This window comes from Chryseobacterium sp. OV279 (assembly GCF_900128945.1).
In the GTDB taxonomy this organism is placed as follows: domain Bacteria; phylum Bacteroidota; class Bacteroidia; order Flavobacteriales; family Weeksellaceae; genus Chryseobacterium.
The window spans coordinates 633,368-659,157 of the sequence record NZ_FQUD01000003.1 but is presented as its reverse complement, the minus strand read 5'-3'; the positions used below and the strand labels follow the sequence as shown (position 1 = coordinate 659,157).

Here is a 25,790-nt window from a genome sequence, read left to right as displayed (position 1 = left end):
TGCCTTTTTTGGGTTTATGATTTTGTGAATTCTGGAAGATCTTAGATGAAAAAAAGTGCAACGGTTAGGTTACACTTATCTATTTTTTTTGTTTTTTTAATTTGTAGGGACTAATACCTTAACTTTCTTTTTCTTTGGTTTCTTCTTTTTTCTGTTGATATAAATAATGAACCCTGTGATAGGAAGTGAAGCGGCAATCAAACCTGCAAAAAGATATAAAATCCTGCCTGTCATTCCAAAGATACTTCCTGTATGAAGGTCATAATTTCTTTCTCTTAACGCAGTTCCATTGCCAATGCTTTTGTCTTTGTAGGATTGATGTTTTAAGATTTTTCCTGAGTATTGATCAAAACTAAACTGCTCATTCTGGTACTGCTTATTTCCATACGTTACCTCAGCATAATAAGTTCCTTCTTCTGTCTTCGGAAAGCTGATGAGTGCAGATTTCTTATCTGCGAGGCTCTGTTCTACCCTGTTTCCAACCATATTCAAGATGTTTTTCTTGTCTGAAGATTCTTCGGCAGGAATGGTACTTTTAGCCTTCTGTTCGGTTTTCGTTTTTCCGTTCAGTGTTTTTTTGACCCATTGATCAACATCTTCAAAATTCCATATCAAAGCAGCGTATGAAATAAGGCATAAAGGAATGACTGCATAAAATCCCAGGACATTGTGCATATCATAATTAACCCTTTTCCATTTGGCTGATGTTTTGATCGTAAACATTCCTTTGACCGCCTTTTTATTCATTTTACGGGGAAACCAGATCACCAATCCTGAAAAAAGCATGATCGCCAATATCAGTGTAGAATATCCGGTAATGGTTTTACCAATTTTCTCCCCTAATAAAAGCCGTCGGTGAAGATCCATGACGATTTCAAAAAAATCATTTTTGGCATTTTCCACTTCAAGAACCTGTCCAGTATAAGGATCTACATACACTCTGTAATAGTGAATATAAGAACCCCAATACGTCAAAGCCTCTTTATCCATTTTCAAAGACCGGAACGCATAGCTTCTGGATGGATCTGAGGATATTTCTACCCTGCTTACCTTTAAACTGTCCGGAAGTGCCTGCTCAGCTTTTAGCTTAAGATCGGAAAATTGTAACTTTTCTTTTTTTATCGTTTTGACGAAATATTTCTCCGGGTGTATGGCATGTTTCAGTTCTTTTTCAAAAGCGAGAATACATCCTGTCACCGCCATTATGACAACTATAAGCCCGGACGTGAGTCCGAGCCATAGATGTAATTGATATGCTGTCTTTCTGAGTATAGAATTCATATTAAAACTTAAGAGTAACCTCTGCCACAAAGTTACGAGGCATTTGGGCAACTATAACACCCTGCCCTGCGAAATACTGCGCATTTCCTAAATTATTCATTTTAAATCCTAGTCTGTATCTTTCTTTTTCAAGAGATACGGAAGCATTCACTAAAGTATAAGCCGGGAATATAAACTGCCCGGTAGCCGAGTTGTCTACACTAATCTGCTCACCCACCCGGTTCACACCAAAACCTAATCCCAGACCTGAAAGTCCCTGGATTGGCAATATATAGCTTACCCATGAATTGAATACATTAGCCGGACCCGAAGAAGACGGACGACGGCCATCTACATTGGCAGCAGCTTTTACAAACTTACTGTCGTTATAAGAATATCCTGCCATAATATTCAGACCCTGAATAGGATTTAAGATGGTTTCAATTTCAATCCCTTTACTTCTCTGTTCTCCGTCCTGGATGGTCACATTATAGTTTGTTCCGCCACGATTCACAATATCTGCTCTTAACATATTGTTGACGAGAATGTCGTAATATCCTACTGTGAAATTCACTCTATTTCTCCAAAGGTTTCCTTTGAATCCTACTTCCCACTGATTAGACCTCTGCGGTTTGAAATCTCCACTGTAGTCTGCAAGTGGCTGTGCAACCGGAGCTAAATTACTGAAACCATTCATGTAGTTAGCGTATGCTGACAAACGCTCTTTAATGATCTGATAAGATAAACCAAATTTTGGAGACAACGCATTCTGATTGAATGGCCCCGAATTAGAATTCTTAACCAAGTCAAGCTGTCCTTTGCTTTCATAATGATCAAAACGTAAACTCAACAAAGTAACCAAACGGTCTGTAATATATACCGCATCGGAAATATAAGCGCCATAAATATTACTTGATGCCGTATTTCGTACTAAAGGTGCTGTAGAAGTCTGAATTTTCTGTAACGCCAAATCTCTGGTTATATTACCATATGTACCTGTTATCGGCGGAGCTATCGGCGCTGTAGGATTTCTGGGATCAATGTAATCAAATACAACAATGGGAGAAAGGTTATTATTCACAGACTGGTTTAAATAATCCAATCCTACAAGAACCTTATTTTTGATTTTTCCTATTTTGAATTCTCCGTTAAAGTTCTGCTGAACGCTGGTAGACGCTCCTTCGCCATTCTGCCACTGGACATTACGTTCTAAAAGATTGTCCGTATTTCCTCTCATGAACTGATACTGGTATAATCCTTCCGTTTTTCTGTAATTTCTTGAGATCAAAGTCTGAGAACTCCACTGATCTGAAATTTTGTAATTAACCTCAGCTTTTACATTGATGGAAGGCGCCTTTAAGCTCATATCATTATTGGAATAAGATCTTTTCCAATCGTATCCAAGCTCATCCGGAGTGGTTGCGATGAATGGTCTGGTTCTCGGTAAAAAGATGATCGGTGTATTCGTTCCTTCATAGGTGTAAATCTGAGCACCCAAATTAAACTTTAACCGGTCATTCACCTGATAGCTGAATGTAGGCGCCACAAACATGGATTTTCTAAACTCAGAATCTCTGAACCCGTTCTGGTACTGATAGGCTGCATTCAAACGGAATAATGTCTTCCTTGACTCCGTGATTGGGCCATATACATCAGCAGTCACACGGTTCAGGTTATAACTTCCCAAAAGATAAGAAGCTTCTCCGCCGAAATAATCTTTCGGCTTTTTCGTCACTACATTAATTAATCCTCCAAAAGAATTAACCGCACCACCATATAAAGTTCCGGAAGGTCCTTTGATTACGTCGATACGTTCAATATCCGCTGGATCAATTTCTGAGTTGGTGGTCGCAGGAACACCATCTACCATAGAAACCCTGGTAGGAAAACCTCTTAAATTGTAGTAGAAACTTCCGTCTCCCGCTCTACCCGCACTTCCCTGCATTTTTACAATACCCGGAACGTTTTTTAAAGCATCTGACATATCATACACCAACTGCTCTTTCAGGATCTGCTGATTGATGCTTGTGTACATTTGTGGGTTTTCAATGTTTCTCAAAGGCATTTTAGAAATTGAAGTACTGTCTCTGTCCAGAAATTTATTTCTGCTGAAAGCGTATACTGTAATTCCTTCGATCACATTGTTTTCTGCTTCCGGATAAATTACCGGAATTTCAAAGACATCTTTTTCAATACGGATCTGCTCACGCATCAATTCAATATCATTTAAAACCACCTGAAGCGTATATTCTCCCGGTGGCACATTATCAAAGTAATATTCTCCTAAACTGTTGGTCTTAGCCTGATACGGTGTATTAACTAATCTTAAAAGTGCATTCTTCACGGGCACTTTTTCAGACAGCATGATCTTTCCGTTAACGCGTTCACTCTGCTGGGCAGAAACAAATAATGGAAGACCGACAAGAAATAAAAGTAATATAGGGGTTTTAAATATTTTCATGCTGTAAGTTTTGTAACAGGGGATAGTTGATTTTGCCGTTTTGTGATAATGGAAATGATTCGATGTGCTCGGTGTGTACATACTGCGGATTGATGCGCAGCTTATTTTTAATGGTTTCTTTAATAGTCTGGGGATCAATTTCGATGTTGTCATACAGAACGATGATTTTTTTGTCATTGCCGTTCAGACAAACCACTGTATTCCCTTCCAGTTCATTCTTAAGGATAAACTCTACCTCATCCAGGTTAAGACGGATCCCGAAAAGCTTCATGATGCGTTTGATTCTTCCTGTGATGTAATACAGTCCGTTCTGCCCTCTTCTGCCTGTGTCTCCTGTATGAAGAAGTTTAGGCTGGTCGTAGGTAGACAGATCTTCAAGCTTGTTGGCATAACCTCCGCTGATACTTGAATGTAAAAATAGGAGTTCATCTGTTTCTTCATCAATCTGGAAGCTTCCTCCGTGTATAGGAGTACCAATAGACGTTTCCTCTTCAAGAAGTCCGTCTGTGGTAAGATAAGCCATTCTTCCGCCTGCTTCGGTCTGTCCGTATTGAGCAAAGAATTGCTTTTCAAACTCAAGGCAGTAATTGAAGATGGTTTTTCTCAACTCAGCATTGATCACCCCTCCTGTATGAGTCATGTATCTCAGGCTGGTGCTGTCTTTTCTGAAGAATCCGATTCTGTTCAGGTTTTCATACAGATAAGGAACGCCTCCCAGCGTGCTGTAACCGTACTCTTCCATTTCGTCCCAGAATGCTTTCTGCATGATGTCTTTGTCCGTACAGACTATTCTTCCCGCACGCATACAGTTGGTGGTAAAAATAGAAAAACCGTACACGAAATTAATCGGTACGTTGAGCGGAACTACATCAGATTCCAGGATAGGCATGTATTGAAGGATGCTCACGGCATTCTGATAAAGGTTTTCATCCGAAAGTTTCACCAGTTTTGGAACTCCGGTAGTTCCGGAAGTACTTAAAAGGATCTTTATATCGGGGTGAATCGTCACTTCCGGCTGGTAATCTTCCTTAGCAAAGATTTTCACCGTTTCCGAAAACTCCTTCAATGAATATCCCTGAACCTCATCTCTTGAAGGATCAAAGATATATTTGGGACGGTATTCTGCTTCCAGACGTTCTTTAAATTCAGGATGCAGTTTCTGTCCCAAAACAGCAATGGCATGCGCGGTTCCATAGAAATTGAGGAGTACTTCAATACTGGGCACCTGATTGTCATTGTACAAAAAGATCAATCCTTTTTCTACAGGATTGAGGCCTAAAGAACGGTACAGGGTTCCAACCGGCGTGGAAGCATCGGTGGAAGCATCTGTAAACAACAAGTTCTTGTTGGCAATTACATTTTCTAAAATTTTCATATACTTAGTTTTCTACGAGTACATCGTATTTTTTCATTTTTTCGCGGATCTTTCCGACGGTTCCCATTTCAAGGATATCGTTAAAGTCAAACTTGACACGGTAGAACTGCTCCAACGCTTCTACAATAAGCAGATGCGACATAGAGTCCCACTCAGGAATCTCCTGATACGTAAGGTTTTCGTCTACTATTTCTTTTTTCACAGCGATTGCTGATGCGATAATTTCATAAAATTCGTCTGTTGTGTGCATTTTAAATTTTTATAGTTTTCCATTTACCATTTTTGAAGATCATGAGGAACAGTACAGCCAGTACGATTTCCGAAGAAACAATAGCGGTGAATATTCCTTTCAGTTCCCATTGAAGTCTTACCCCAAGCAGGTAAGCTAGAGGAAGCTGAATCACATAGAACATGATCATGTACAGCAGGGTTACCTGCATTATATTGCCGGCCGCATTAAGCGCACGGCTGATCACCATTGTAAAACCGAGTAAGAGATAAGCCATAGACACCACATGGATGTACTGTACGGCATATCGCGCTACCTCAGCCTCCTTGGTGAAGAACGTTACCACATATTCCGCAGCAAACTGCCAGAATATAGCGACGGCTATCAGATAGGTCATATTGATTCCTCCGGCTCTCCATACCGTTTTCTCAGCGCGGTCCGGATTTCCGGCTCCTAAATTCTGTCCTGTAAGAACGCCTGCAGCATTTCCTATTCCCCACGCAGGCATCGTGGCCACAGAAGCAATTCTCTGCGCAATAATGTATCCTGCAAGAGCCGTAGTTCCGAAGGTGGCGATGATTTTAACCATAATCAGCCAGCTTGAAGCAGGAATAATATACTGAACCAGTCCTCCAAAAGTAATTTTCAGTATTTTCTTAATTAAAGGCAGATCAAGATGAAACTTGACCAGGATATTCACACTGGTCTTGCGTGTAAGAAGAATAAAGAACTGATATAAAACCGCCAGTAACCGGGATAATATGGTAGCATAAGCCAGTCCCATCAATCCGTAAGCGGGAATAAAACCAAGTCCGAAAACAAGAATCACGGCAAAGACCATACTGGAGATATGACAAAGCCAAAGCGACTTCATCGCCAGATCCGCATCCCCTGCTCCTCTGAAAAGACCATTGATAGACAGACGCAGAATCACCAGACCAATGCTCAGAAAGACCAGTTTGGAAAAAGGAAGTCCGTTATCTACAATCCCAGTATTGAATCCAAGGAAACTGATGATCTCGCCAGCGAAAAGGAATGACAGACCACCAATCAGTAGTGCAAAAGCAGAGGCCAGCAATATGATATAATGTGCTGTCCGGCTCATCCCTTCCTGGTCTTTTTCTCCGGCTCTCCTGGCTGTCAGTGTTGCAGCAGCGATACCCAAACCAATGGCAATCGCATTGGCAAAATTGATATAGTTATCTGCAATTCCCACGAGTCCAAGGACCTTATCTCCCAATCTTGCAATAATTAAAAGATTGATACTGACAAAAACAGATTCCATCACAAGCTCCATCACCATCGGAATGGCAAGGCTGAAGATAGAACGGTTGATACTCCCTGAGGTAAGTTCTACTTTTTTTCCCGCTAAAGCTCCGTACGCAAATACAGAGCCTTCTTTTACAAGATGCAGAAACTTTCTCATACGGTCGCTACAGAGTTTTTATTCGCAATCTGATACAAAGGATTCGGCAGTGCACCGTCTTTCTTTGGAATAGCAAATGCTTTATTTTCACTGTAACCGTTGTTTTTTAAACGAAGACTGTTGATGTAGAACCTTTTGAATGTAGGGACATACAGGTCATATTTTTCATAACGCTCATTCAGATGAGGATTATGATTTTTGTAGTTCTCTATACAGTCGTGAACAAGTGTCCAGAAGGTTTCTTCCTCAAAATTGGAATGCGTATGCAGAACATTGGATAAATATCTGAAGAACGCATCAAAAACACCCAAGAGAATAGACAACGGAACATTTTCCTTGTTGGAAGACTGGATCAGTCCGTCTGCCAGATGATCAGGAAGTTTCTCCCTTGCTTCTGCAGTCAGGACAATATCATCCACAAAATCTTTGATGACAATTCTCTGTGGCACTCCGTTTTTCAATACCACCATGATGTTTTCTCCGTGAGGGGTTACACAAAGAGAATGGGTGTAATAAATGTGAAGCAATGGCGTAAGATAGGCATCCAGATAATCTGTAATCCACTGCTGAATACTGATGCCAGCCTGCTCTGCAAAAGCCTGTACCAATGGAACTCCATTCTGATCTACAAAAAGCAGGGAAGCCATGGTAAACATTTCTTCGTCTTCGTGTAAATAGTTGGAAGCACTTTCGCGCCATAAAGCCCCAAGAAATTCATTGTATTGATAAGGAACACCGGCAATAGCACTGTATTGAGGATGCAGGTAAGCAATAGAAGCTTCTTCTCCTAAAAATATGGTTCCTTTTGTTTCAAGATAAGCATCGCCTTTGATCAGTCCTTTCACCCAATCTGTAATGGAAGGCGCAATTTTCATCTGCTTAGGCGACAGTCCTCTGATATTTCCTGTACTTAAAATAGAAACAGCCGTTTTCAGATATCTTTTTTCAGGATGATCTGTATTAAACAAAGTTCTGATACTCTGTTGCGGGCTATACACATCATTTCCTTCTCCTAATAGAATTAAAATACCGGATGCGATATCGCCTGCAAAATGAATTTTCAGTTTATGCTCCCACTGCCATGGATGAACGGGAATTAAATTATAATCTTCAGGAGACTTTCCGGAATCGATCAGCCTTTGTTGAAATGATTGATACAATTCGTCTCCAATTTCAGAACGGTAAAATCCTTCCTGATCTATATGCTCCAGCGACTGGAAGGCTGATCTGTCCTTATGAGCAGCCAGCCACAACACTTTTAAATCCTCTCCCGCTTCCGGAGCAAACGTTTCAAGATCAGTAGGAGAAAATCCTAACCTGCTTTTGTTAACGATCACCCACGGATGGCCCGTCATCTGATGTTCTACAGTCTGATAATTACTGGATGCTAATTCTTTTGAAGACATAACGCCTCTCGATAAAATTAATGCGTCACAGTATAACGTATGAAGCAATTCTTCGGTATATCGCGCCAGCGTATTGGCATCTAAATCGAATACGGCCTGCATTTCAAGGAAAAACTGTGGAATATTCAGCGCTGAGGTGGGTACTCCATTCTCTATTTTCACGATACTTTCCGTATCAATATGCCAGTAGTCCATCATTCTTTCCTGTCCGCGGAAAACGTATTCTATAGTTTCGATCCCCGTTTCCAGTTTGAAGACCGTAAATCCGGCTTCATCCTCAGTAACAGAAACAGGTTTCAGGCGTTCTTCATGCATTAATTCTGCAATTGTTTTGGCCATAAGATCTCTGTTCGCCTGTAGCCAGATTTCCTGGCTGATTGTATTATTTTTTAAGTGGGTGTTCATTGTTCTGTTATATTTTGACAGTTGATACAGCAGCATGTTTCTCTACATCAAAATCCTGGAAAGCAATTTTCTTTTCGATTTTATAATGTTCTCTTCCCAAAATGTCATTGATGATATAGGAATTACGGTAGGCTGCCATTCCAAGATCGGTAGAAATATAGCTGTGGGTATGTACTTCTGCATGAAGCACATAGATTTCACCGCCGTTATGGTCTATGGAATAATTCCTGTTGACCGCAAATAATCCTGTGGAATCTCTTTTAATTCTGGACTGAATATTTTTAAGGAAAGCAGGTTCATGATAACGGTATCCTGTTCCTACCACCAGATAATCAGCTTCCTGTTCGTAAGGAACCTCTTGTTCCAATTGTGTGAACTCAAGAGTTAAATGATCAGGATTGCTGTTGTCAACTCTATCCAACTGACTGTTTGGAATGATGGTAAGGTTTGGATCAGCGTTATCAATATTCAGGTCGTAGATGAAATCATAGATCTGGTTGATGAGGTCGTAATTGATTCCTTTGAACTGGGCCTGTTGCTTGCTTAATATTGATTTTCTCGCCGCTTCGTCCCTGCTGTAGAAATAATCTACATAATCAGGAGAAGTCAATTCCAGCGTCAGCTTTGAATATTCCATCGGGAAGAAACGGTCCGGACGTGAATACCAGCCCAATTGGGTATTTTCATCACGGCTTTGCAATAAATCATAGAAAACCTCAGCTGCACTCTGCCCTGAACCGATCACGGCAATTTTTTTACCCTGAGCTAAAAGTTCTTCCTTTCGGTACAGATAAGAGCTTGTATGCAGAATACGGGAATCCTCTTTCGGAATAAACGAAGGAATGTGTGGCTGTGTTCCTGTTCCCAGGATCAGTCTTTCTGTTCTGAACACCTCTGTCTCCTTGGTTTTGGTATGAATGGTTGTGATTAAATACAGTCCGTCTTCATACACAATATCAACCACCTGTGTTGAAAAACGACACTGTGGAAGCTGACTGACTACCCATTGACAGTAACGGTTGTATTCTTTACGCGGAATGAAAAAATCTTCCCTGATAAAGAATTTGTACAGCCTGTTCGTTTCTTTCAGATAGTTCAGAAGGCTTAATGGATTCGTAGGATCTGCCATGGATACGCAGTCGCACAGAAAAGGTGTTTGTAGGGTTACGTGGTCGATCATTAATCCCGGATGCCAGTCGAAACCGTCTCTCTGGTCAAGGAAAAGTGTTTTTAATTCAGAAATCGGATTGGATAAAGCGGCAAGTCCCAAATTAAAAGGACCAATCCCTATTCCGATCACGTTATATATCGTGTCGTTATTCATGTTCAGTGGTTTTTACGGTGAATTCTACATCTTTGTTTTGCGGGAATTTTTCCCAGTACCATTCCCTGTAGCAGAAATTAAGATTGGCTTTTTTATGAGGCATTTCTATAACTTTATCTACTTTGAAGCCTACATGGGCTTTATTCATCATAGAAGCCAGAGAATCTACTGAACCTTCCCCTACCATTTTTCCAACCTCAGGCTGGGCGAATACATAATCTACCATAGACTGTGTGGAAGGAGAAACGTATTTCTTCTTCGGGTCTGTTGGTGCGATAAATTGGTGGGTTCCGTAATCGGTAGGCATTACATCATAATAATCGCCGACAATATCTCTGCATGGCCAATACACCTCAATATTACATGTAGGTTCGCCATTGCTCATGACAATGTAGCTGTGTGCTTCATCACCCGGCAGCATTAAACGGTAATAGGTTTCCAGCTCGTCAATCGGCCAGTTCATCTGCCAGATTTTGATCGCGTGTTCACGGTTAAACCACTCATGAAGCATTTCAAGATCTTCATCAAGATCAACAGGTCTCATGGTAACCGTAACATCATCTTTCTGGAAATAACGCTTGAAGAAAGCTTCTTTTCCTTTTGGATGGATCAGCTGATCTGAGAAGTAATGATAGTGAAGAAGATTGGGAACTTTAGCGTAAGAAATCGCTGCAGCGCTTGTAATTCCATCAATTTCATTAGCAACCGCCTTAAAGTTGGTTTTTGTTCCCCAATGGCGGTTATTAAGCGCATAACGCGTAAAATCTGAAGGCATTTCCTGATGAACCTGTGCAAATTCGCTGTGCAGGATATTGATCAGTGTTCTTTCTTTCACCCATCCAGTCTTTCCTAATGACGCCACCAATGCTGAAAGATTACTCACCAGAACATGGTAAGATATAATATCTAAAAGACGTTCATCCCTGATGAAAAGATCTTCAATCTCAGGATACGCTTTGGAAAGCTCCGTATACTGTTCTCTTGCGCTTTCTCTTAACAAATATCCCTGTGCATCTCTTACAAAAAGAGTCTTTGGCAGCAACTGATCATCCAGTTGGATCAGAAGATTCTGTTGATGCGCCTCAGGAGCCATGCCATATTGGCTGTATAAATGGTTTAAAGGAGCAATCAGCAGGTGAATATATTTTGAAAACCAAGTCGTCACCGATTCTTCCGGACTTGTTCCCAGTTTTTCAGAAACATCTGTAAAGAACTTTTGGATAAAATTCTGTCCGTCTGCAGGTTCGTCCTGACATAATCTTGCTAAAAGCAGGATTTTATCTTCCGGCTGGAAAGGATTTTCGCGAATCAGAAGATTAAGGCTTTCAATATTTTTATCCTGATGATAAACGCCTAATGTTACAGGTTCCAAAAGCAGTTTAAACTGGTTGAAATCCTTTTCAAACGCTGCTCCTGCATGTTTTCTCCATAAAGCCGATGCATAACCTCTTTTGAGATCTTTCTCCGTATTGATCCGTATCGATCCTGTTAAAAGAACATTTAAAGAAAACTTAGGCATCCACGGAATTTGAGGACTGTACATACTTCTGATGGAAGAGGTTGAATAAAATTCTTGCCCAAAAGCCCCGATATGGATTAGAGTACGGTCTTTGATCATTTCCGCCCCTTCTTCGATGGACAAAAGATAAGTAGCTTCCCACGGATGGCAAGGAACTGTATAGAAATCAGAAAGTTTTTCGCCTTCCTTAAGGTATTTTGCTTCTAGATCTTCCGGTAATGAAACGATACTCTTTAAAAACTCATTGTAAGGCTGCTCTAAAACCGACTGCTCCTGAACACAGCTTTTGTGCACCAGAAAATACTCCAGCTTAATACCCTTATTGAATTCCGGACCATAAAGAAGCTGTTCTGCTCGGGAGAATCCCATTCTCGCTTTTGTAAACGGATGAAGATTGTGTCCTACAGGAAGCTGTTGTTCAGATTCCAGGAAAGAATATGTCAAAGCATCCTGATCCTGTAAACCTTCTTCCATGATCATTTCCAGATTTCTTAGGCTGCTGTGAATCCTTTTGGTAAATAATTCAAGGCCTTTTTCACTGAACTGCTCAGAAAGTTCGCGGTATACCAATTCAGTAAGCTGATCAACATCCGGTTCATAAACCTTCTGATTGTTATGATCAACCACCCATAAAGGCATTCCATAATTGTGGAAAGCACTTTCAGAACGGTAAGAAACCGGAGCGAATAAAAAGATCTCGCTTTTCTTTAATTCAAATCTTATATGAAGCGGATAGGTACTGTTTTCCAGCGCCTGAGCCGTAAGGGCATCATATTTCGGAACGCCCTGATAAAATTTTCCGTTTCCAAGCTCACGAAGCATTCCGTTGAGCAGGATTCTGACCGTGATTTCCTGTGCTTTTTCCGTAAGCTTAGTTTGCTGTACCAAAGTCTTCTCCATGCGATTGTATTGTATTTAAAATTTGGTGAACGTCTTCTGTCGTAGTGATAGGGTTCAGGAAAGTAAATTTCAGGTAGAAATTCCCATCTACTTTGGTACTAGCCACCAGAATTTCCCCGCTGTAGAAAAGCTTCATTTTGATATGCTGGTTCAAAGCATTCAGGTCTTCAATATCAGGTCTGATATAACGGAAAACCAGAACGCTCAGGTCCGTATCGGAAAGCAGTTCGAAGTGAGGGTTTTCAGTGATCATAGACGCTACGTCTTTGGTAAGGTCTATCACGGTGTCTGTATATTCTGAGAGCTGTTCTTTGCCCATCATTCTTAAAGTAAACCACAGTTTCAGAGCATCGAATCTACGTGTACTCTGGATAATGGATTTGTTGATCTGTGCAGGAATTTCCTCTTCATCCATTTCCGCAGGATTCAGATAGTCTGCGTGGTGTTTCAGGATTCTTAATTCCCTTTTGTTTTTAACGATGAAAGCACTGCTGCTGATCGGTTGGAAGAAAGATTTATGATAATCTATCGTCACAGAATCCGCTCTTTCGATACCGTTGAGAAGATGACGGTACTTTTCGCTTAATAATAAAGCACATCCGTAAGCGGCATCTACATGCATCCAGATATTGTATTGCTCGGCAACATTGGCAATATCTTCCAGTGGATCTACGTTTCCGAAATCTGTGGTTCCGGCCGTAGCCACAATTCCGACAGGAATATTTCCCATCTGCTCTTCTCTCTTAATGTATTTCTTCAGTAAACCGATGTCCATACAGAATCTTTCGTCTGTAGGAACTTTAACGATACATTTTTCGCCCAATCCCATGATAGAGGCGTTCTTTAAGTTGCTGAAGTGAGATTTATCAGAAACAAAAATTCTGAATCTGCCCGCTTCCTGTGGAAGGCCATCCAGCTTAATATTATGGTTGTATCTTTTCTGGGAAAAGCAGTCGCGCATCATCACAAGCCCCATCAGATTGCTCTGTGATCCGCCTGCTGTGAAAACACCGTCGCTGGTTTCCGGATTATATCCTAACTGCTCTGCGGTCCAGTCGATCAGTTTTCTTTCCATGAAAGTTCCTCCTGCACTTTGGTCGTACGTATCCTGTGAAGAATTGATGGCACTTACAAGGATCTCTCCTGCCAATGCAGGAATAACGATAGGACAGTTAAGGTGTGCCACGTATTGTGGAAGGTGAAAAGCAGTCGCATGCTTTACATATATAGTATCTACCTCTTCAAGTAGCTCCTGATACGAAGATAGTTTTTGATTAAGGTCTATCTGCTGTACCATGCCTTTCATTTCTTTGGCTTCTATTCCGCTGAAGGGTTTGTCATTTCTGTGAAGAAAAGTTCCTACAAGGTCTAAAGTTTCTTCGACAGCGGAACGGTAATGATCATAATTGTCAGTATGAAAAATATTTCCAAAATTCCCCGAAATGTGAGGTAAGGAAGCACCCAGGATCTCTCCGGCGGGCATTTGATTGTTGTTCATATGGTATTTGTAAGGTGATTTTTAAAATCAATAAGTAGTGTGAATCTTGTGTAGTATATAGGTGTATATACTTGATTGTCAAGTTTTTATTTTTAGCATTTTTTCAAGTTTTTTTTTGGTGATTGATAAATTATTCCTAAATTTGAACCGTCTATTGTTATTTAGAATAATTAAAAACAAATATAAAAATTATATTAACACACCAAATATTTTTTTAATGAATTCGCTAGAAATTTTAGATAACGACAGTATTACTGCGGTAAAACTGCTTCCAAGAGTCATTGAGATCACCTCTCAGGAAAGAAGAATGATACAAGATGCAGCAGTGCATCTTCAGAGAAAGTATGGCAGCTATGAAAATAGAGACTTCATTACCCACGTTCATCAACTGGCCTCTTATTTCTTGCCGGAAAGAATTCTACATATAGCCGCTGACTTTGCCAGCGACTTCTCAATACACCAATATGGAGCTCTGGTATTCAGAGGATTAATGGATATTGATCAGGAAAGTATCGGGAATACACCACCGAACTGGCAGTCTGCGGATTATTCCAAATTCAATATCTATGGTTTTGCCTGTGCTTTGATTCACGGAGCCCTTCCATCAAAACCTGTACAATACTACTCTCAGCGTAAAGGCGGAGGCTTAATGCACGCCATCATCCCGGACGAAAAAATGAGAGAAACCCAGACCGGATCGGGATCTGCAACAGACCTTTATGTACATACGGAAGATGCCTTCCTGAAACACCAGGCAGACTTTTTAAGCTTTATGTATATCCGTAATGAAGAGCAGGTACCTTCTACCCTGTATTCGATCCGCTCTCACGGAGCTATCGGGGAAAATTTCAGACCTCTTTTTGAGCGTATGTATAAAATACCGAAAGATGCCAATTTAGAAACCGGTATGGAGGAAGAAGAGAAACTGGATGCCGTGTTGTATGGTAATTATGAACTGCCTTTTATGAGGTTTGATGCTGCAGAACAGCTATTCAACCCAAGTATTAAACAGACTGACGATGCCCACAGCCATCTGACAGAATTCTGGGAAGAGGCAAGAGATCTGATCTATTCGGGTTTCACGCCACAGGCCGGAGATGTGATATTGGTGAATAACCATCTATGCGCCCACGGAAGATCGGCTTTCCGTGCCGGGGTAAGAAACATCAACGGCGTAGAACACGAATGCCAAAGAAGAATTATGCTTCGTATGATGAGCAAAGTGAGCCTGATGGAAATGAGAGCCCACACGCTTACAGAAGACCCGTTCTTTGTCATTGAAGAACATTTGGGTAAAAATTTCGAAAACATTTAAAATGTTCTATTAGATATTTATTTGATAATAATTATGATGGATCCTTTTAAGCTTTGTGCTTAAAAGGATTTTTTTTAACCTTAAAAATATTTAAACCATTAAGAGCATTTAAGTTTTTAAGATGATTAAGGTGAGCTTCGCTTTTAAAGGTATGGCTTAAAAAAATCATTTGATTTTTCTTAACTATTCTTATCATCTTAATTCATCTTAATGGTTTAAAGATTTGAACCCTGTTAGCCATGTCAAGGTTTTGAACCTTGACATGGTTAGGAGCGTGGATTTCAACTTCAAATAAAACAACATAAAACACTATAATTAAGATAAATACAGCAATTTATATAAACTCAATTATGGCTTAAAAAATCGGTCAAATAAAGTCAGCTGCTCAGATAAAGATCTGCTCCAATATTTAGGATCATGGATTCCTAAGGACTCAATATAAAGATGTGGAATCTTAAGATCAGTCAGCTTTTTATGAAAATTTCTGTTCATGCCGATCATCTGGGTATCTTCTGTCCCGCAGTCAAAGATGTACTGCTGATCTGCCGAAGCCATTGTTTTCACCTTATTATCCGTAAGAAATTTAGGATTTAACGAAATTACAGGGCCCGCCACTTTATCTACCTGATACTTCATGTACCCTTCTCCAAATGAAGCCAGATCCAGAGCGCCGCAAGAGCTTCCTACGACACCAAATGTTTTATTGTAGGTCGTACCAATGTTCACAGCTCCATAACCTCCCATGCTCCAGCCCAGGATACCACGGAATTTTCTGTCGTTTTTCACAGGATAGTTTTTATTGACAAAATCTACAAGCTCCTGCCCGATAAAAGTCTGGTACTGGGAATCCTTAATCAACGGACTGTCTATGTACCATGAATTGAAATTTCCGTCCGGCAAGACATAGATCATCTTGTACTCCTGTGCTTTCTGAACCAGATCCGGAATATCCTGTTTGATCGTTCTGTCGGGATTTCCGCTGTACCCGTGAAGAATATAAACCGATGGATAAGTTGCGCCCTGCTGGACATCCGGTGTGATGATAATGGTTTTAATGTTCTTATTCATTCTGGCACTGAACACTTCTTTATGAATGATTTTCTGTGCGGAAAGCTGTGCAGATACCGTTATTACACAGATAATGCTTACTATATTTTTCATAGGATATAATTTTAAATCTGATAGGACTGCATCCTATCTAAGGCTAAATCGCCACGTTGTGGCTGGCTACCATACCATTGTTATTGATTTACGGTACAAATATGCGGCCGATAAAATAAAAAAGCCTCAACATATGTTGAAGCTTTTGTCAGTTTATTTCTTTTTTTATGCGGCTCAGCTGGGTGGGTGTTATGCCCAGATAAGAGGCGATATGATGCTGTTTAAGACGGTCATGAAGATGTTTATTCTGCAATAACTGTAAATAGCGCCGTTTGGCTGTTTCATGTTTTAAAGAAATCTCCAGCGGTTCTTTTTTTACCACCCAGTTTTTTTCCAGATAATGGATTTGAAATAATGCCAAATCGTGATACCGGTTGATCAGCTCTCTGAAAGCCTTTGCCGGATATTTGATCACCGAACAGTCTTCCAGGGCAACAATATTAAAATCACTGGGTTTATCCTTGATTACAGCTGCAGTAGAAGCTGCAAAACTCTTTTCTTCAAAGAAAATTTTATACACAGAATCTCCCTGTTCATCCACAGTATAATACCCTACCAGCCCAGATTTTATAAAGTAATAATATCTCGCGGCAGTTCCGGCTTCCTGAAGAAGATCATTTTTACTGAATTTTTCTTCAGTACAGATATTGATCAGAGCCTCAACTGTTTCTGCTGATAATGGGTAATAGGAATTGATTTCTTCTAAAAATTCTTTCAAAGCTGATGGTTATTAATCTAAAATTTTCTTCATCATCAGATCGGTCTGATCATCATTTCCCAATGTGAAAGTATGACTTCCAAATTCCTCAAAACCATTTTTTCTGTAAAAGCTCAGTGCTCTCAGGTTCTTTTCCCAGACCCCTAGCCAAAGATAATTTTTGCTAAGACTTTGAGCGCTTTCTAAAGCTTTATCATACAGTAATTGTCCTACTTTCTGTCCGTGGTGGCTTTTTTTGACGTAAATACGTTCTATTTCCAGAGAAGTATCATCATTCTTCAGTTCAGTTTGTGCCGCTCCGGAGTTCAATTTTAGATAGCCAACAGCATTGTCCTCTTCCCAGGCAATAAAGAAATGAGAGTCGGGATTGGCTAATTCTGATTTTAATTTTTCAGTACTGAAACTTTCATCCAGATACGTTTTCATGGCCTCTTCGGAATTACTTTCCGCAAAGGTTTCGGAGAATGTCTGTCTACCCAGACTCTGTATGGTTTCCAAATCTTCAAGTGAAGCTGTATTAATGATAATAGATGCCATATTTCTTTTTTGTTAAAATAATATTTTCTTAAACGCTTCAGAAGCCAGATGTACCTGAATGGCCCAATCGTCTGCGGCATCACTTCCTGCATCGTCGGAGATATATTTCAGGCACAGGAAAGGGATGTTCTCTTTCTTAGCAATGAGTGCAAGCGGATAGGCTTCCATGTCTACAATATTATATTCCGTTTCAGAATGATTCATCTCAAAACTGTCACCGCTGCCGCAAATTCCTTCTTCCAGGCCATTCATCTGAAGGCCATATTCCAGAACAGGCGGAATTCCGGATAAAGGAGTTTCATAAAGACTGAAGCCGAGACCTCTCACATCCATATCGCGCTGGATAAATTTTGTACAGCAAACGACTTCTCCTTTCCCGAAGCTTTTACTTCCTGCAGACCCCAGATTAACGATCAGTTTGGGTTTTCTTAAATGAATTTCTCTGGTCAGTTCAATTGCAGCATTTACTTTTCCTATTCCTGTAACCAGTTTATTTTTTCCTTCAAAAGCCTTTCCAGCTTCCGAATCCAAAGCAAAGACAAACAGCGTTTCAGAAACCGGATAATGAGCTTCAGTATTGATTTTTATCATTGAACATAAATATTTAAACAAAAATAAGCATTGAACGGCTAAAACGGGAACCTTTTTCCTGTTTTTTATAATCTGTACTGAACAAAAAAAACACCCCGGTTTGAGGTGTTTTTATACTGAATATGCTAAATTATTTTTCATTGAAAACACTAATGTCACTAATCTTTTTCACAAATTCCACGAATGTTGCTGACATTCAATAGTGACATTCGTGAATCTATTAGTGTTATTTGTGGTTAAAAATTTAACCTAATCAGGAAGTTGGAACAGGCAGGCAACTTTAGCGATTTAAGGAATTAACCTTAAAAATTTAATAAAACGGTATTGTCATTCTGTATTTTGAACCTCAATAACTTCCCTCTTCCAGCTTCAGACTTCCATACATTATTAGACACTGCATCCATCCGTATCACAAGATGCACCACCTTCTTTTGAAAGATCTTTAAACGGGCTTACGGTTTCTTTATATGTCTGTTGAAGTGCATCTGCAAAAACTTCAGCAGGTTGTGCTCCCGATACAGCATATTTTCCATTCAGAACAAAGAAAGGAACGCTTGAAATACCATTGTTTTTAGCCTCCTGGATATCCTGGTTAATTTCAGAATCAAACTCATTGGACGTTAAAGCCTGTCTCGCCTCATCCTTATCAATCCCTAAATTCTCAGCAAGAGAAACAAGTTCTTCTATATCCCCAACATTTTTTCCGTCGGTAAAATGAGCAATGAAAAGAGCTTCTTCCATTTCATTGGACTTACCGTATTTTTTAGCAAGATGAAGCAGTTTGTGTTCTGTGAATGTATTGATGATCAAGGCTTTTTCAAAATTAAAATCAATTCCGGCACTTTTCCCCATCTGAGCCACCTGACCAATCATCTGGGATGCCTGTTCTGCAGGAAAACCTTTTTTCTCTTTAAAATATTCAACGGTATTCTGAGGCTTTGAAGCATCTAAACTAGGATCTAACTGGAAGCTCTTCCACTCTACTTCGATTTCGTCTTTAAACGGCAGTTTTTCAAGAGCCTGCTCAAAATTATTCTTTCCGATATAGCAGAACGGACACATAACATCCGACCATATTTCTATTTTCATTTTTTTTGTTTTAATTCTTGATGAAATTATTAATCCATCAAAATTACTGCTTTTCGCCAATGTAACAAAATTTGTTACAATATATTACGGACACGGAATAATGATCTTCTCCTTTGCAGCTCTTTTCTCCAAAATACTTCTCAGGACGATCATCAAAAATGCTAAAGTTCCAAATACAAGGCCTATCCACGGATTGTATGAAGCTCCTTTAGCCACAATCATCCATCCTCCCAAGGTTGTTCCCAGAGTTACTCCGAGGTTTCCAAAAGAAGTTGCTAAACTATTGGCAAATTCAAGAGAATCCGGGACGGAAGAAATCATGTAGGTGGACGCATTCTGAAAACTTGGTGAATACAGAAAACCCCAAACTGCAATACTGATGATATTGGCAGACAGACTGTCTCCGGAAAAATACAGTAAGAACGGCATAATGACAGTCCCGGAAAGGAACAGAGCGGTCGTTTTCGAGACATTCCAGCTCAACATTTTTCCCGCAATCCAGTTTGAAAACACACCAATAATTCCGAACAGAAAAAGCATGTAACTAACCATCGTTCCATCCATTCCTTTGGCTTTATTCAGATAGTCTGCAAAATAACTGTAGGTAGAAAACCAGGCAGTGATCATGAAGAAATTCATGGCTGTACTGATGACAAATGTGGGTTTAGTCAGAATGGTAAGCTGGCTTTTATAAGATTTCTTTTCCTGTACCGGCATTGGAGGAAGTAACAGATAGATCACGGCTAAAGCTACTGTACTCACAATCCCCTGAACGATGAATGAAGATTCCCATATCCATACACTGGCCAGCCACGTCGCAAAAGGAACGGTAGTCACCATAGCCAGAGCTACCCCGATAAAGACAATGCCCATCAACTTATTCGCCTGTTTTTGATCTGCATCGGAGACTGCGACAGACAAAGCCGTGGCAATATAGACCGGCTGTAAAAATGCAGGAAGTATTCTCACCAGCATCAGAAGCCAAAAGGGTGGCGACATCGCCGAAACCACAGCCGTAAACAGGAAGATAGCAATCGCGGTCAACATCATTTTTTTACGGTCAAATCCGGACATCAGCAAAGTCATAAAAGGCCCCGTTAATGCAATAATCAGCGCAAAAGCACTGAGCAGCCAACCGGCTTTGTCAATTCCTATCTGATAATGTTCTGCAATCTGTGGCAGGATTCCTATCACTCCGAATTCTGTAGTAATGACTGCAATGAATCCTAAGCATCCGATGTAGGCATACTTTTTCATGATTCTTTTTCTACAGCTATTTCAAGGTGTTGATGGGCAAAAGCTGTCATTTCATTGGCTGCCTGCTCTACTTCATTCAATACTTCTCCCATATGCATAAAACCATGGACCATATCTTTGTAAAAACTGGTACGAACAGAAATCCCGGCATCTTGCATATGCTTTGCTAACAATTCTCCTTCGTCTCTTAAAGCATCATGTTCAGCAATAAGAACCAATGTAGATGGCGTGTTTTTAAAATCTGTTATCAGTACAGGAACCGCTAATGGATCCGGATTGTTTTTACCATCAGGATAATACCAGTTCCAGGCCTGGATACCGCCTTCTTTATTTAAAACCGGGCCTGTTTCATAGATTTCCCATGATTTTGTATTAAGCTGATTATCCGCTGCCGGATAGATCAGTATCTGAAACTTCAGAAGTTCTCCAACCTGTGTGGAAACGCTGGCTGCAAGAGCTCCACCGGCACTGTCGCCCACAATTCCGATCTGATTTTTATCAATTCCCAGAGATTCTGCATGGTCAGCCACCCATTTTACGGCAGCAATGGAGTCATTTAATCCCGCAGGAAAAGGATGTTCCGGGGCTAAACGGTAATCTACGAATATCACTGCTGATCCTGTTTTATTGGCCAGTTTACGAACTACAGCATCATGGGTTTCAAAACCACCGGCAATAAACCATCCGCCATGTATATAGACAATTGCTGATGATTTCTGAGCTGTTTTTCCTTTCGGGCGGTAAATACGGATCGGGATCTGGTGGTTTTTGATAGGAATACTCAGTTCTTCGATCATTGCAACGGATTCTTTTTTCCCGTTGAGCTGAAGCGACATCGTATCAAGATATTTTCGGGTATCATCTAATGGATTCTGTACATTGAATGACTGTATTTTTTCTAAATGACTGATGATTTGTTTGATGGGTGATATAAATTCCATTTTTTTAAATTTTACTGTTAATACTATTTTCAAGGGAACCTGAGCGCTATTATTCCCAAACTGATTGTTATTTTCAGTTTCTAAGGACAAAATTAATTTTCAAACCTTACATTTGCACTGTATACAGCGAATTGTATGGTACTAACAAATTTGTAAGCTATGGGGAAAATAAAGGAAAATTCGACGAACAACATCAATAAAAAGTACATACAGGAATGTGATCTGTCTTATGCGGTCTGCAAAATCGGTGGAAGATGGAAACTTTTGATTTTAAACAGATTGAAAGACGGAAAACTGCGTTTCAGTGAAGTCAGAGACCGGATCTGCGGAATCACTGAACGGATGCTTACTTTACAGCTGAGAGAACTTGAAAAAGAAGGGTTGGTTAAACGAACCGTACATGCAGAAGTTCCACCAAGAGTAGACTATGAGCTTACGAATATAGCACGGGAGCTGATCCCGATCTGGGAAGACCTGGAAAAATGGGGAAATAAGCACAGAGACTTAGTTCAAAGCAGTGAAGTTGAGGCTAAGGTTTAGGTTGAGACGCATTGACTTTGTTGCAAAACAGAACGTGAGCAATGATCGCAAGCAACCCGAAAGATGCCCCTACCAAGCAGACTCCAGACCATTGAGCATATTGCCAGGCCACAGAAGCCAGCCATGTTCCGAGTGATCCGCCAATAAAATAGGAAACCATATAAACGGTATTTAACCTGTTGACCGCATTGGATTTAATTAAAAAATAGTTAGTCTGGTTCATGATGTGGCTTGACTGTACGCCAAGATCCACCAGAATAACACCAACGATTAGTCCCCAATACGTTTCACCCGCAAAATAAGTGAAAGCCCAGCTTCCTACCACAATAAAAAGTGAATATAATATAATTCGGTTAATGTCCAGATATTTCTGAAGTTTTCCCACTTTTGCGGCTGCCAGTGCGCCCACAGCTCCGGCCAGTCCGAAACTTCCCACTACGGAAGATCCTGCATTAAAAGGAGGTTTTTCCATATGAAAGACCAAGGTTGTAAATAAGGCACACATAGATCCGAATGCCATCGCGCCACGGAATGAAGCCAGCTGCAGAATAGGTTGTGTTTTAGCCAGATGAGCTACAGATTTCATCAATTCTCTGTAAGTTCCTTTAAAATTTGGCTGCATTTCAGGTAACATTTTGTAAACCGCAATCCAAACCAGAATCATCAGTCCTGCCGCAATGCCGAACATCGCTCTCCAACCCCATACATCGCCAACAATTCCACCGATAAAACGGGATAAAAGAATTCCTAACAACAATCCGGACATTACGACTCCGATATTGGAAGATTTTTCTTTATCTGAGGACAATTCAGCGGCGATTGGTATAAATAACTGAGGGATTACAGAAGTAGCTCCAATCAACAGGCTGGCTGCGTACAGCATCCATAGTTGAGTCGCGAATGTCATCCACAATAATGATCCGAAAACTAAAAACAGATCAATCAGAATAAGTTTTTTACGGAAAAATTTATCTCCCAAAGGTACGAGCAGTAACAGACCCAATGCATATCCTATCTGTGTCAGTACAGAAATCCGGCTTGCAGCACTTTCAGAAACATGGAGATCATCGGAAATAAGGGCCAGTAAAGGCTGGTTATAATAATTGTTGGCTACCACAAGTCCCGATATGATGGCCATAAGCCAGATTACCGTTCTTGAAATACCGTTCGTATTGCTCGCCTGCATTGTTGAATTAAAATTTGATTTCAAATGTAAGAATAGAATTAATAAATAAGATGCATTCCAAATTGTTAATCATGAATGATTCAATTAATACATTCAATCGGAAATACCACTTTTTTAAGAAGAACAAAGGTAGTCAAATTTAAAAAAAGAGACCGTTTGAAAACGACCTCTTTCAATCAACTATGGCATTTAATCTTAAAATAATTTACAGGCAGGTAAAGAGGGAGATGTTTTTTCGTCATAACAGCTTTACAGAAAGTCAGCCGTGGATTTTGTGTATATCTGTAACGGAAAAATAGCTGTTAATATTTTGCAGTCCTATTTTTTTATTCTGCTTATTTAACCCAAACCATGATAAATACCTTTATCTAAAGGATTTTTGTTGAAAATTCATTTTTTTTTAGCACATTTGTACTAAACACATTTCACAAGGGTTCCATGGATTCTAAACAACAGCTTTTACAGCAGTCAATCGCGGCCAAAGAGGTTTTCCTTCCTCACATTTCAGCTGATCCGGTTATTTTCGGGTTTGAGCATAATGAACTTAAAGTTCTTCTTTTAAAAACCAATTACAGACAAAAATGGCTGCTTCCCGGCGGTTACGTAAAAAAAGATGAAGATCTGGATGACGCAGTCAAAAGAATTTTGAAAGAAAGATCCGGAGTAACGGATGTGTACCTCGAGGAATTCGGAGTATTTGGAAAGAAAAACAGAAGTGAATTTCATTTCGAGGATTTTGACGATACGCTTTTCCAGAAACAGCGCTTTGTGACCGTAGGATATTACGCATTGTACAGTCCTTCAAGGTTTCGCCTGATTCCCGATGAGTTCAGTGAAACTTGCGAATGGGTCTTTATAAGCCAATTGCCGGAGCTGGAATTTGGGATGGATCATTATGAAATCATTCAGAAAGCTTTATTTACCCTGAGACAGAAAATATCTACAAAACCTATCGGCCGGAATCTTCTTCCGGAAAAATTTACCCTTCCGGAACTGCAGAAATTATATGAAGCTGTTTTAGGAAAAGAGCTGAATCGCGGGAATTTTTACCGTAAAATAAAAAACTTGGGTATTCTGAAAAAACTTGAAGAGCAAAGACGTGGCGGTGCCCACAAAGCACCTGACCTCTACTCTTTTGATGAAGAGAATTACGTTAAAGCTATGGAAAATGGGCTTAACAGCTGGTAACTTCATTGTTTTTTCCGATAGTTTCTATTGAAAAAAAGGTTTTCAGGTTTTAGAAATAATAGGGAAATTTGCAGGATGAAAATTATTCCGCTTAAAGAAGGCAATTTCTCGGCCAGCAGAACAAAAGACTTTACGCTTTTAACGGATGAAAACTTTGATACCGTAAAAGGAATCAGAATGTCTGTGCAGCCCTTTCTGATCATTACAGATCATGATTATATCCTTCTTGATGCCGGTACCGGATGGAAAAATGCAGACGGAAAGACCGCAGTCTCTGAGTTACTGGAACAAGAAAATATCAAGCCTGAACAAATCACCAAGCTCCTGCTTTCGCATCTTCACAAAGATCATATCGACGGCAGTATACAAAAGACTGACAATGGTTTTGTCCCAACGTTTCCGAATGCTCAAATATATATCCAGAAACGCGAACTCGCTTTTGCCATGGAAAATCAAGGAAATCCTTCTTTTGATTTTGATATTCTGGAAAAGCTGATTACCCTGCCTGATATTGTATGGATGGATGAAGATCAGGGGAAAATCAGTGATGAAATTTCTTTTGAAGTGGTGGGCGGTCATACGCCTTTTATGCAGGTATTCTGGATCCGTGAAAATAATGAGACCGTCTTTTATGGGGCTGATGACCTTCCTCAGGAATCCTACCTGAAATACCATCTGGCGTATAAAAGCGATTTCGACGGAAGAAAAGCAATGGAATTAAGGGTTGAATGGCAGAAAAAAGCCGCCGAAGAACAATGGAAAATACTGCTTTACCATGATCTGGACAAAGCAGTAATCCAAATATAATCTGATTCAAAAATTAGGTTTAAAGATCATTAAACCATTTGTAAATATCCAGATCGGAAGGAATATTGAGTTTTTTCCGTATTCTGTTTTTTCTGTTCTGAATGGCTTTTGGAGTCACAAAAGTATAGGTCGCAATTTCCTTTGTGGTAAAGTTGAGTTTCAGGTAAATGCAGAAAATCAGTTCAGAATTTTTGAGATTGGGATGTACATTCGTGATCTTGTCAAAAAAATCAGGATATACTAATCTGAATTTATTCAGCAGGCGTGGAGAATTTTCTTTCGCCAATGCCATGATATCGTCCTGCACTAAAATTTTTTGGTTCAAATCTTCTAAATTGGATTGCGGTTTTTCGTTTTTCATAATATTTTTCTCATCTCTACTTATTTCTGATGCCTTTAAACGGGCAGCACCAGTACAAATTCTTCTTCTCTGGCTATTATATAACAGCTGTTTTTAAAGGGGGGCTTAAGACTGCATGTTTCCATTTCATTTTTTATAACTCAATAATCTGCGTAATACTTTTTATAGTTTCAACATTTATTCTTAAAAATTCTCTAACTGAAGTTCTTCTTTTCAATTATTTTTAAAACAAACAAAGAAATAAAAAATGATTAAAATTTTACACAATTAAAATACCACATACATACCACGCCATG

The 25,790-nt window shown here is 39.9% G+C and carries 22 protein-coding genes; 4 read left to right on the top strand and 18 right to left on the bottom strand.

The annotated features are described in order from the left end of the window. Positions 1-96 precede the first annotated feature (96 nt). Genes BUA72_RS15375 through BUA72_RS15335 form a run of 9 tightly spaced genes read right to left on the bottom strand, consistent with a single transcriptional unit; the run spans position 97 to position 13,803 of the window. Complete coding sequence (locus tag BUA72_RS15375; RefSeq protein WP_072923726.1) at positions 97-1,281, bottom strand: PepSY-associated TM helix domain-containing protein; 1,185 nt, start codon at positions 1,279-1,281, stop codon at positions 97-99. A gap of 1 nt (position 1,282) precedes the next feature. Further along, the gene (locus BUA72_RS15370) at positions 1,283-3,721 is read right to left on the bottom strand and encodes a TonB-dependent receptor (protein ID WP_083544226.1); all 2,439 of its coding nucleotides are present in this window, start codon (positions 3,719-3,721) and stop codon (positions 1,283-1,285) included. Beyond that, positions 3,708-5,096 (bottom strand): AMP-binding protein, encoded by a 1,389-nt coding sequence (locus BUA72_RS15365; protein WP_072923724.1) that lies wholly within the window; start codon positions 5,094-5,096, stop codon positions 3,708-3,710. Before BUA72_RS15365 ends, BUA72_RS15370 begins: the two co-directional genes overlap by 14 nt. 4 nt (positions 5,097-5,100) lie before the next feature. Next, positions 5,101-5,346: an acyl carrier protein gene (locus BUA72_RS15360; RefSeq protein WP_034730354.1), complete on the bottom strand. Its 246-nt coding sequence runs from the start codon at positions 5,344-5,346 to the stop codon at positions 5,101-5,103. Position 5,347: 1 nt separating this feature from the next. Further along, a complete protein-coding gene (locus BUA72_RS15355; protein ID WP_072923723.1) occupies positions 5,348-6,751 on the bottom strand; it encodes an MATE family efflux transporter in 1,404 nt (467 codons plus the stop codon). After that, complete coding sequence (locus tag BUA72_RS15350; RefSeq protein ID WP_072924127.1) at positions 6,748-8,562, bottom strand: IucA/IucC family protein; 1,815 nt, start codon at positions 8,560-8,562, stop codon at positions 6,748-6,750. Before BUA72_RS15350 ends, BUA72_RS15355 begins: the two co-directional genes overlap by 4 nt. Before the next feature lie 7 nt (positions 8,563-8,569). Continuing rightward, positions 8,570-9,886 carry a lysine N(6)-hydroxylase/L-ornithine N(5)-oxygenase family protein gene (locus BUA72_RS15345; RefSeq protein ID WP_081873991.1) on the bottom strand — a complete coding sequence of 439 codons (1,317 nt, stop codon included), beginning with the start codon at positions 9,884-9,886 and terminating at the stop codon, positions 8,570-8,572. Continuing rightward, on the bottom strand, positions 9,879-12,305 hold the full coding sequence (locus BUA72_RS15340) for a GNAT family N-acetyltransferase (RefSeq protein ID WP_072923721.1): 2,427 nt from the start codon (positions 12,303-12,305) through the stop codon (positions 9,879-9,881). Before BUA72_RS15340 ends, BUA72_RS15345 begins: the two co-directional genes overlap by 8 nt. Continuing rightward, a complete protein-coding gene (locus BUA72_RS15335; protein ID WP_072923719.1) occupies positions 12,277-13,803 on the bottom strand; it encodes a pyridoxal phosphate-dependent decarboxylase family protein in 1,527 nt (508 codons plus the stop codon). The genes BUA72_RS15340 and BUA72_RS15335 overlap by 29 nt, the downstream gene beginning before the upstream one ends. A 217-nt stretch (positions 13,804-14,020) precedes the next feature. Here BUA72_RS15335 and BUA72_RS15330 point away from each other — a divergent pair, with 217 nt between their 5' ends. Beyond that, positions 14,021-15,118: a Fe(II)-2OG oxygenase family protein gene (locus BUA72_RS15330; protein ID WP_072923718.1), complete on the top strand. Its 1,098-nt coding sequence runs from the start codon at positions 14,021-14,023 to the stop codon at positions 15,116-15,118. A 348-nt stretch (positions 15,119-15,466) separates the two neighbouring features. Here the strand turns inward: BUA72_RS15330 and BUA72_RS15325 are convergent, their stop codons facing one another. From BUA72_RS15325 to BUA72_RS15295, 7 genes are all read right to left on the bottom strand, one after another. Next, the gene (locus tag BUA72_RS15325; RefSeq protein WP_072923716.1) at positions 15,467-16,279 is read right to left on the bottom strand and encodes an alpha/beta hydrolase; all 813 of its coding nucleotides are present in this window, start codon (positions 16,277-16,279) and stop codon (positions 15,467-15,469) included. A 148-nt stretch (positions 16,280-16,427) separates the two neighbouring features. After that, positions 16,428-16,997, bottom strand: coding sequence for a Crp/Fnr family transcriptional regulator (locus BUA72_RS15320; RefSeq protein ID WP_072923714.1), 570 nt, complete (start codon positions 16,995-16,997; stop codon positions 16,428-16,430). A gap of 12 nt (positions 16,998-17,009) precedes the next feature. Further along, positions 17,010-17,534 (bottom strand): GNAT family N-acetyltransferase, encoded by a 525-nt coding sequence (locus BUA72_RS15315; RefSeq protein WP_072923713.1) that lies wholly within the window; start codon positions 17,532-17,534, stop codon positions 17,010-17,012. A gap of 12 nt (positions 17,535-17,546) precedes the next feature. Then, entirely contained in the window at positions 17,547-18,125 is a 579-nt protein-coding gene (locus tag BUA72_RS15310) for a 5'-methylthioadenosine/S-adenosylhomocysteine nucleosidase family protein (protein ID WP_072923711.1), read from the bottom strand. Between the two features lie 387 nt (positions 18,126-18,512). Next, complete coding sequence (locus BUA72_RS15305) at positions 18,513-19,214, bottom strand: DsbA family oxidoreductase (protein ID WP_072924126.1); 702 nt, start codon at positions 19,212-19,214, stop codon at positions 18,513-18,515. Between the two features lie 84 nt (positions 19,215-19,298). Beyond that, the gene (locus BUA72_RS15300; RefSeq protein WP_072923710.1) at positions 19,299-20,471 is read right to left on the bottom strand and encodes an MFS transporter; all 1,173 of its coding nucleotides are present in this window, start codon (positions 20,469-20,471) and stop codon (positions 19,299-19,301) included. Further along, a complete protein-coding gene (locus BUA72_RS15295; RefSeq protein ID WP_072924124.1) occupies positions 20,468-21,412 on the bottom strand; it encodes an alpha/beta hydrolase in 945 nt (314 codons plus the stop codon). The genes BUA72_RS15300 and BUA72_RS15295 overlap by 4 nt, the downstream gene beginning before the upstream one ends. A 159-nt stretch (positions 21,413-21,571) precedes the next feature. Here BUA72_RS15295 and BUA72_RS15290 point away from each other — a divergent pair, with 159 nt between their 5' ends. After that, the gene (locus BUA72_RS15290) at positions 21,572-21,952 is read left to right on the top strand and encodes a winged helix-turn-helix transcriptional regulator (RefSeq protein ID WP_072923708.1); all 381 of its coding nucleotides are present in this window, start codon (positions 21,572-21,574) and stop codon (positions 21,950-21,952) included. Here the strand turns inward: BUA72_RS15290 and BUA72_RS15285 are convergent. Then, positions 21,942-23,138, bottom strand: coding sequence for an MFS transporter (locus BUA72_RS15285; RefSeq protein ID WP_072923706.1), 1,197 nt, complete (start codon positions 23,136-23,138; stop codon positions 21,942-21,944). The genes BUA72_RS15290 and BUA72_RS15285 overlap by 11 nt on opposite strands. Positions 23,139-23,576: 438 nt before the next feature. Here BUA72_RS15285 and BUA72_RS15280 point away from each other — a divergent pair, with 438 nt between their 5' ends. Together BUA72_RS15280 and BUA72_RS15275 are read left to right on the top strand one after the other, a co-directional pair. Continuing rightward, on the top strand, positions 23,577-24,326 hold the full coding sequence (locus BUA72_RS15280; protein ID WP_034730318.1) for an NUDIX hydrolase: 750 nt from the start codon (positions 23,577-23,579) through the stop codon (positions 24,324-24,326). 75 nt (positions 24,327-24,401) lie between these two features. Beyond that, positions 24,402-25,133 carry an MBL fold metallo-hydrolase gene (locus tag BUA72_RS15275; RefSeq protein WP_072923705.1) on the top strand — a complete coding sequence of 244 codons (732 nt, stop codon included), beginning with the start codon at positions 24,402-24,404 and terminating at the stop codon, positions 25,131-25,133. 19 nt (positions 25,134-25,152) lie between these two features. On the opposite strand, the gene BUA72_RS15270 is transcribed toward BUA72_RS15275, so the two are convergent. Further along, positions 25,153-25,494 carry a helix-turn-helix transcriptional regulator gene (locus BUA72_RS15270; RefSeq protein ID WP_052202576.1) on the bottom strand — a complete coding sequence of 114 codons (342 nt, stop codon included), beginning with the start codon at positions 25,492-25,494 and terminating at the stop codon, positions 25,153-25,155. Positions 25,495-25,790 lie beyond the last annotated feature (296 nt).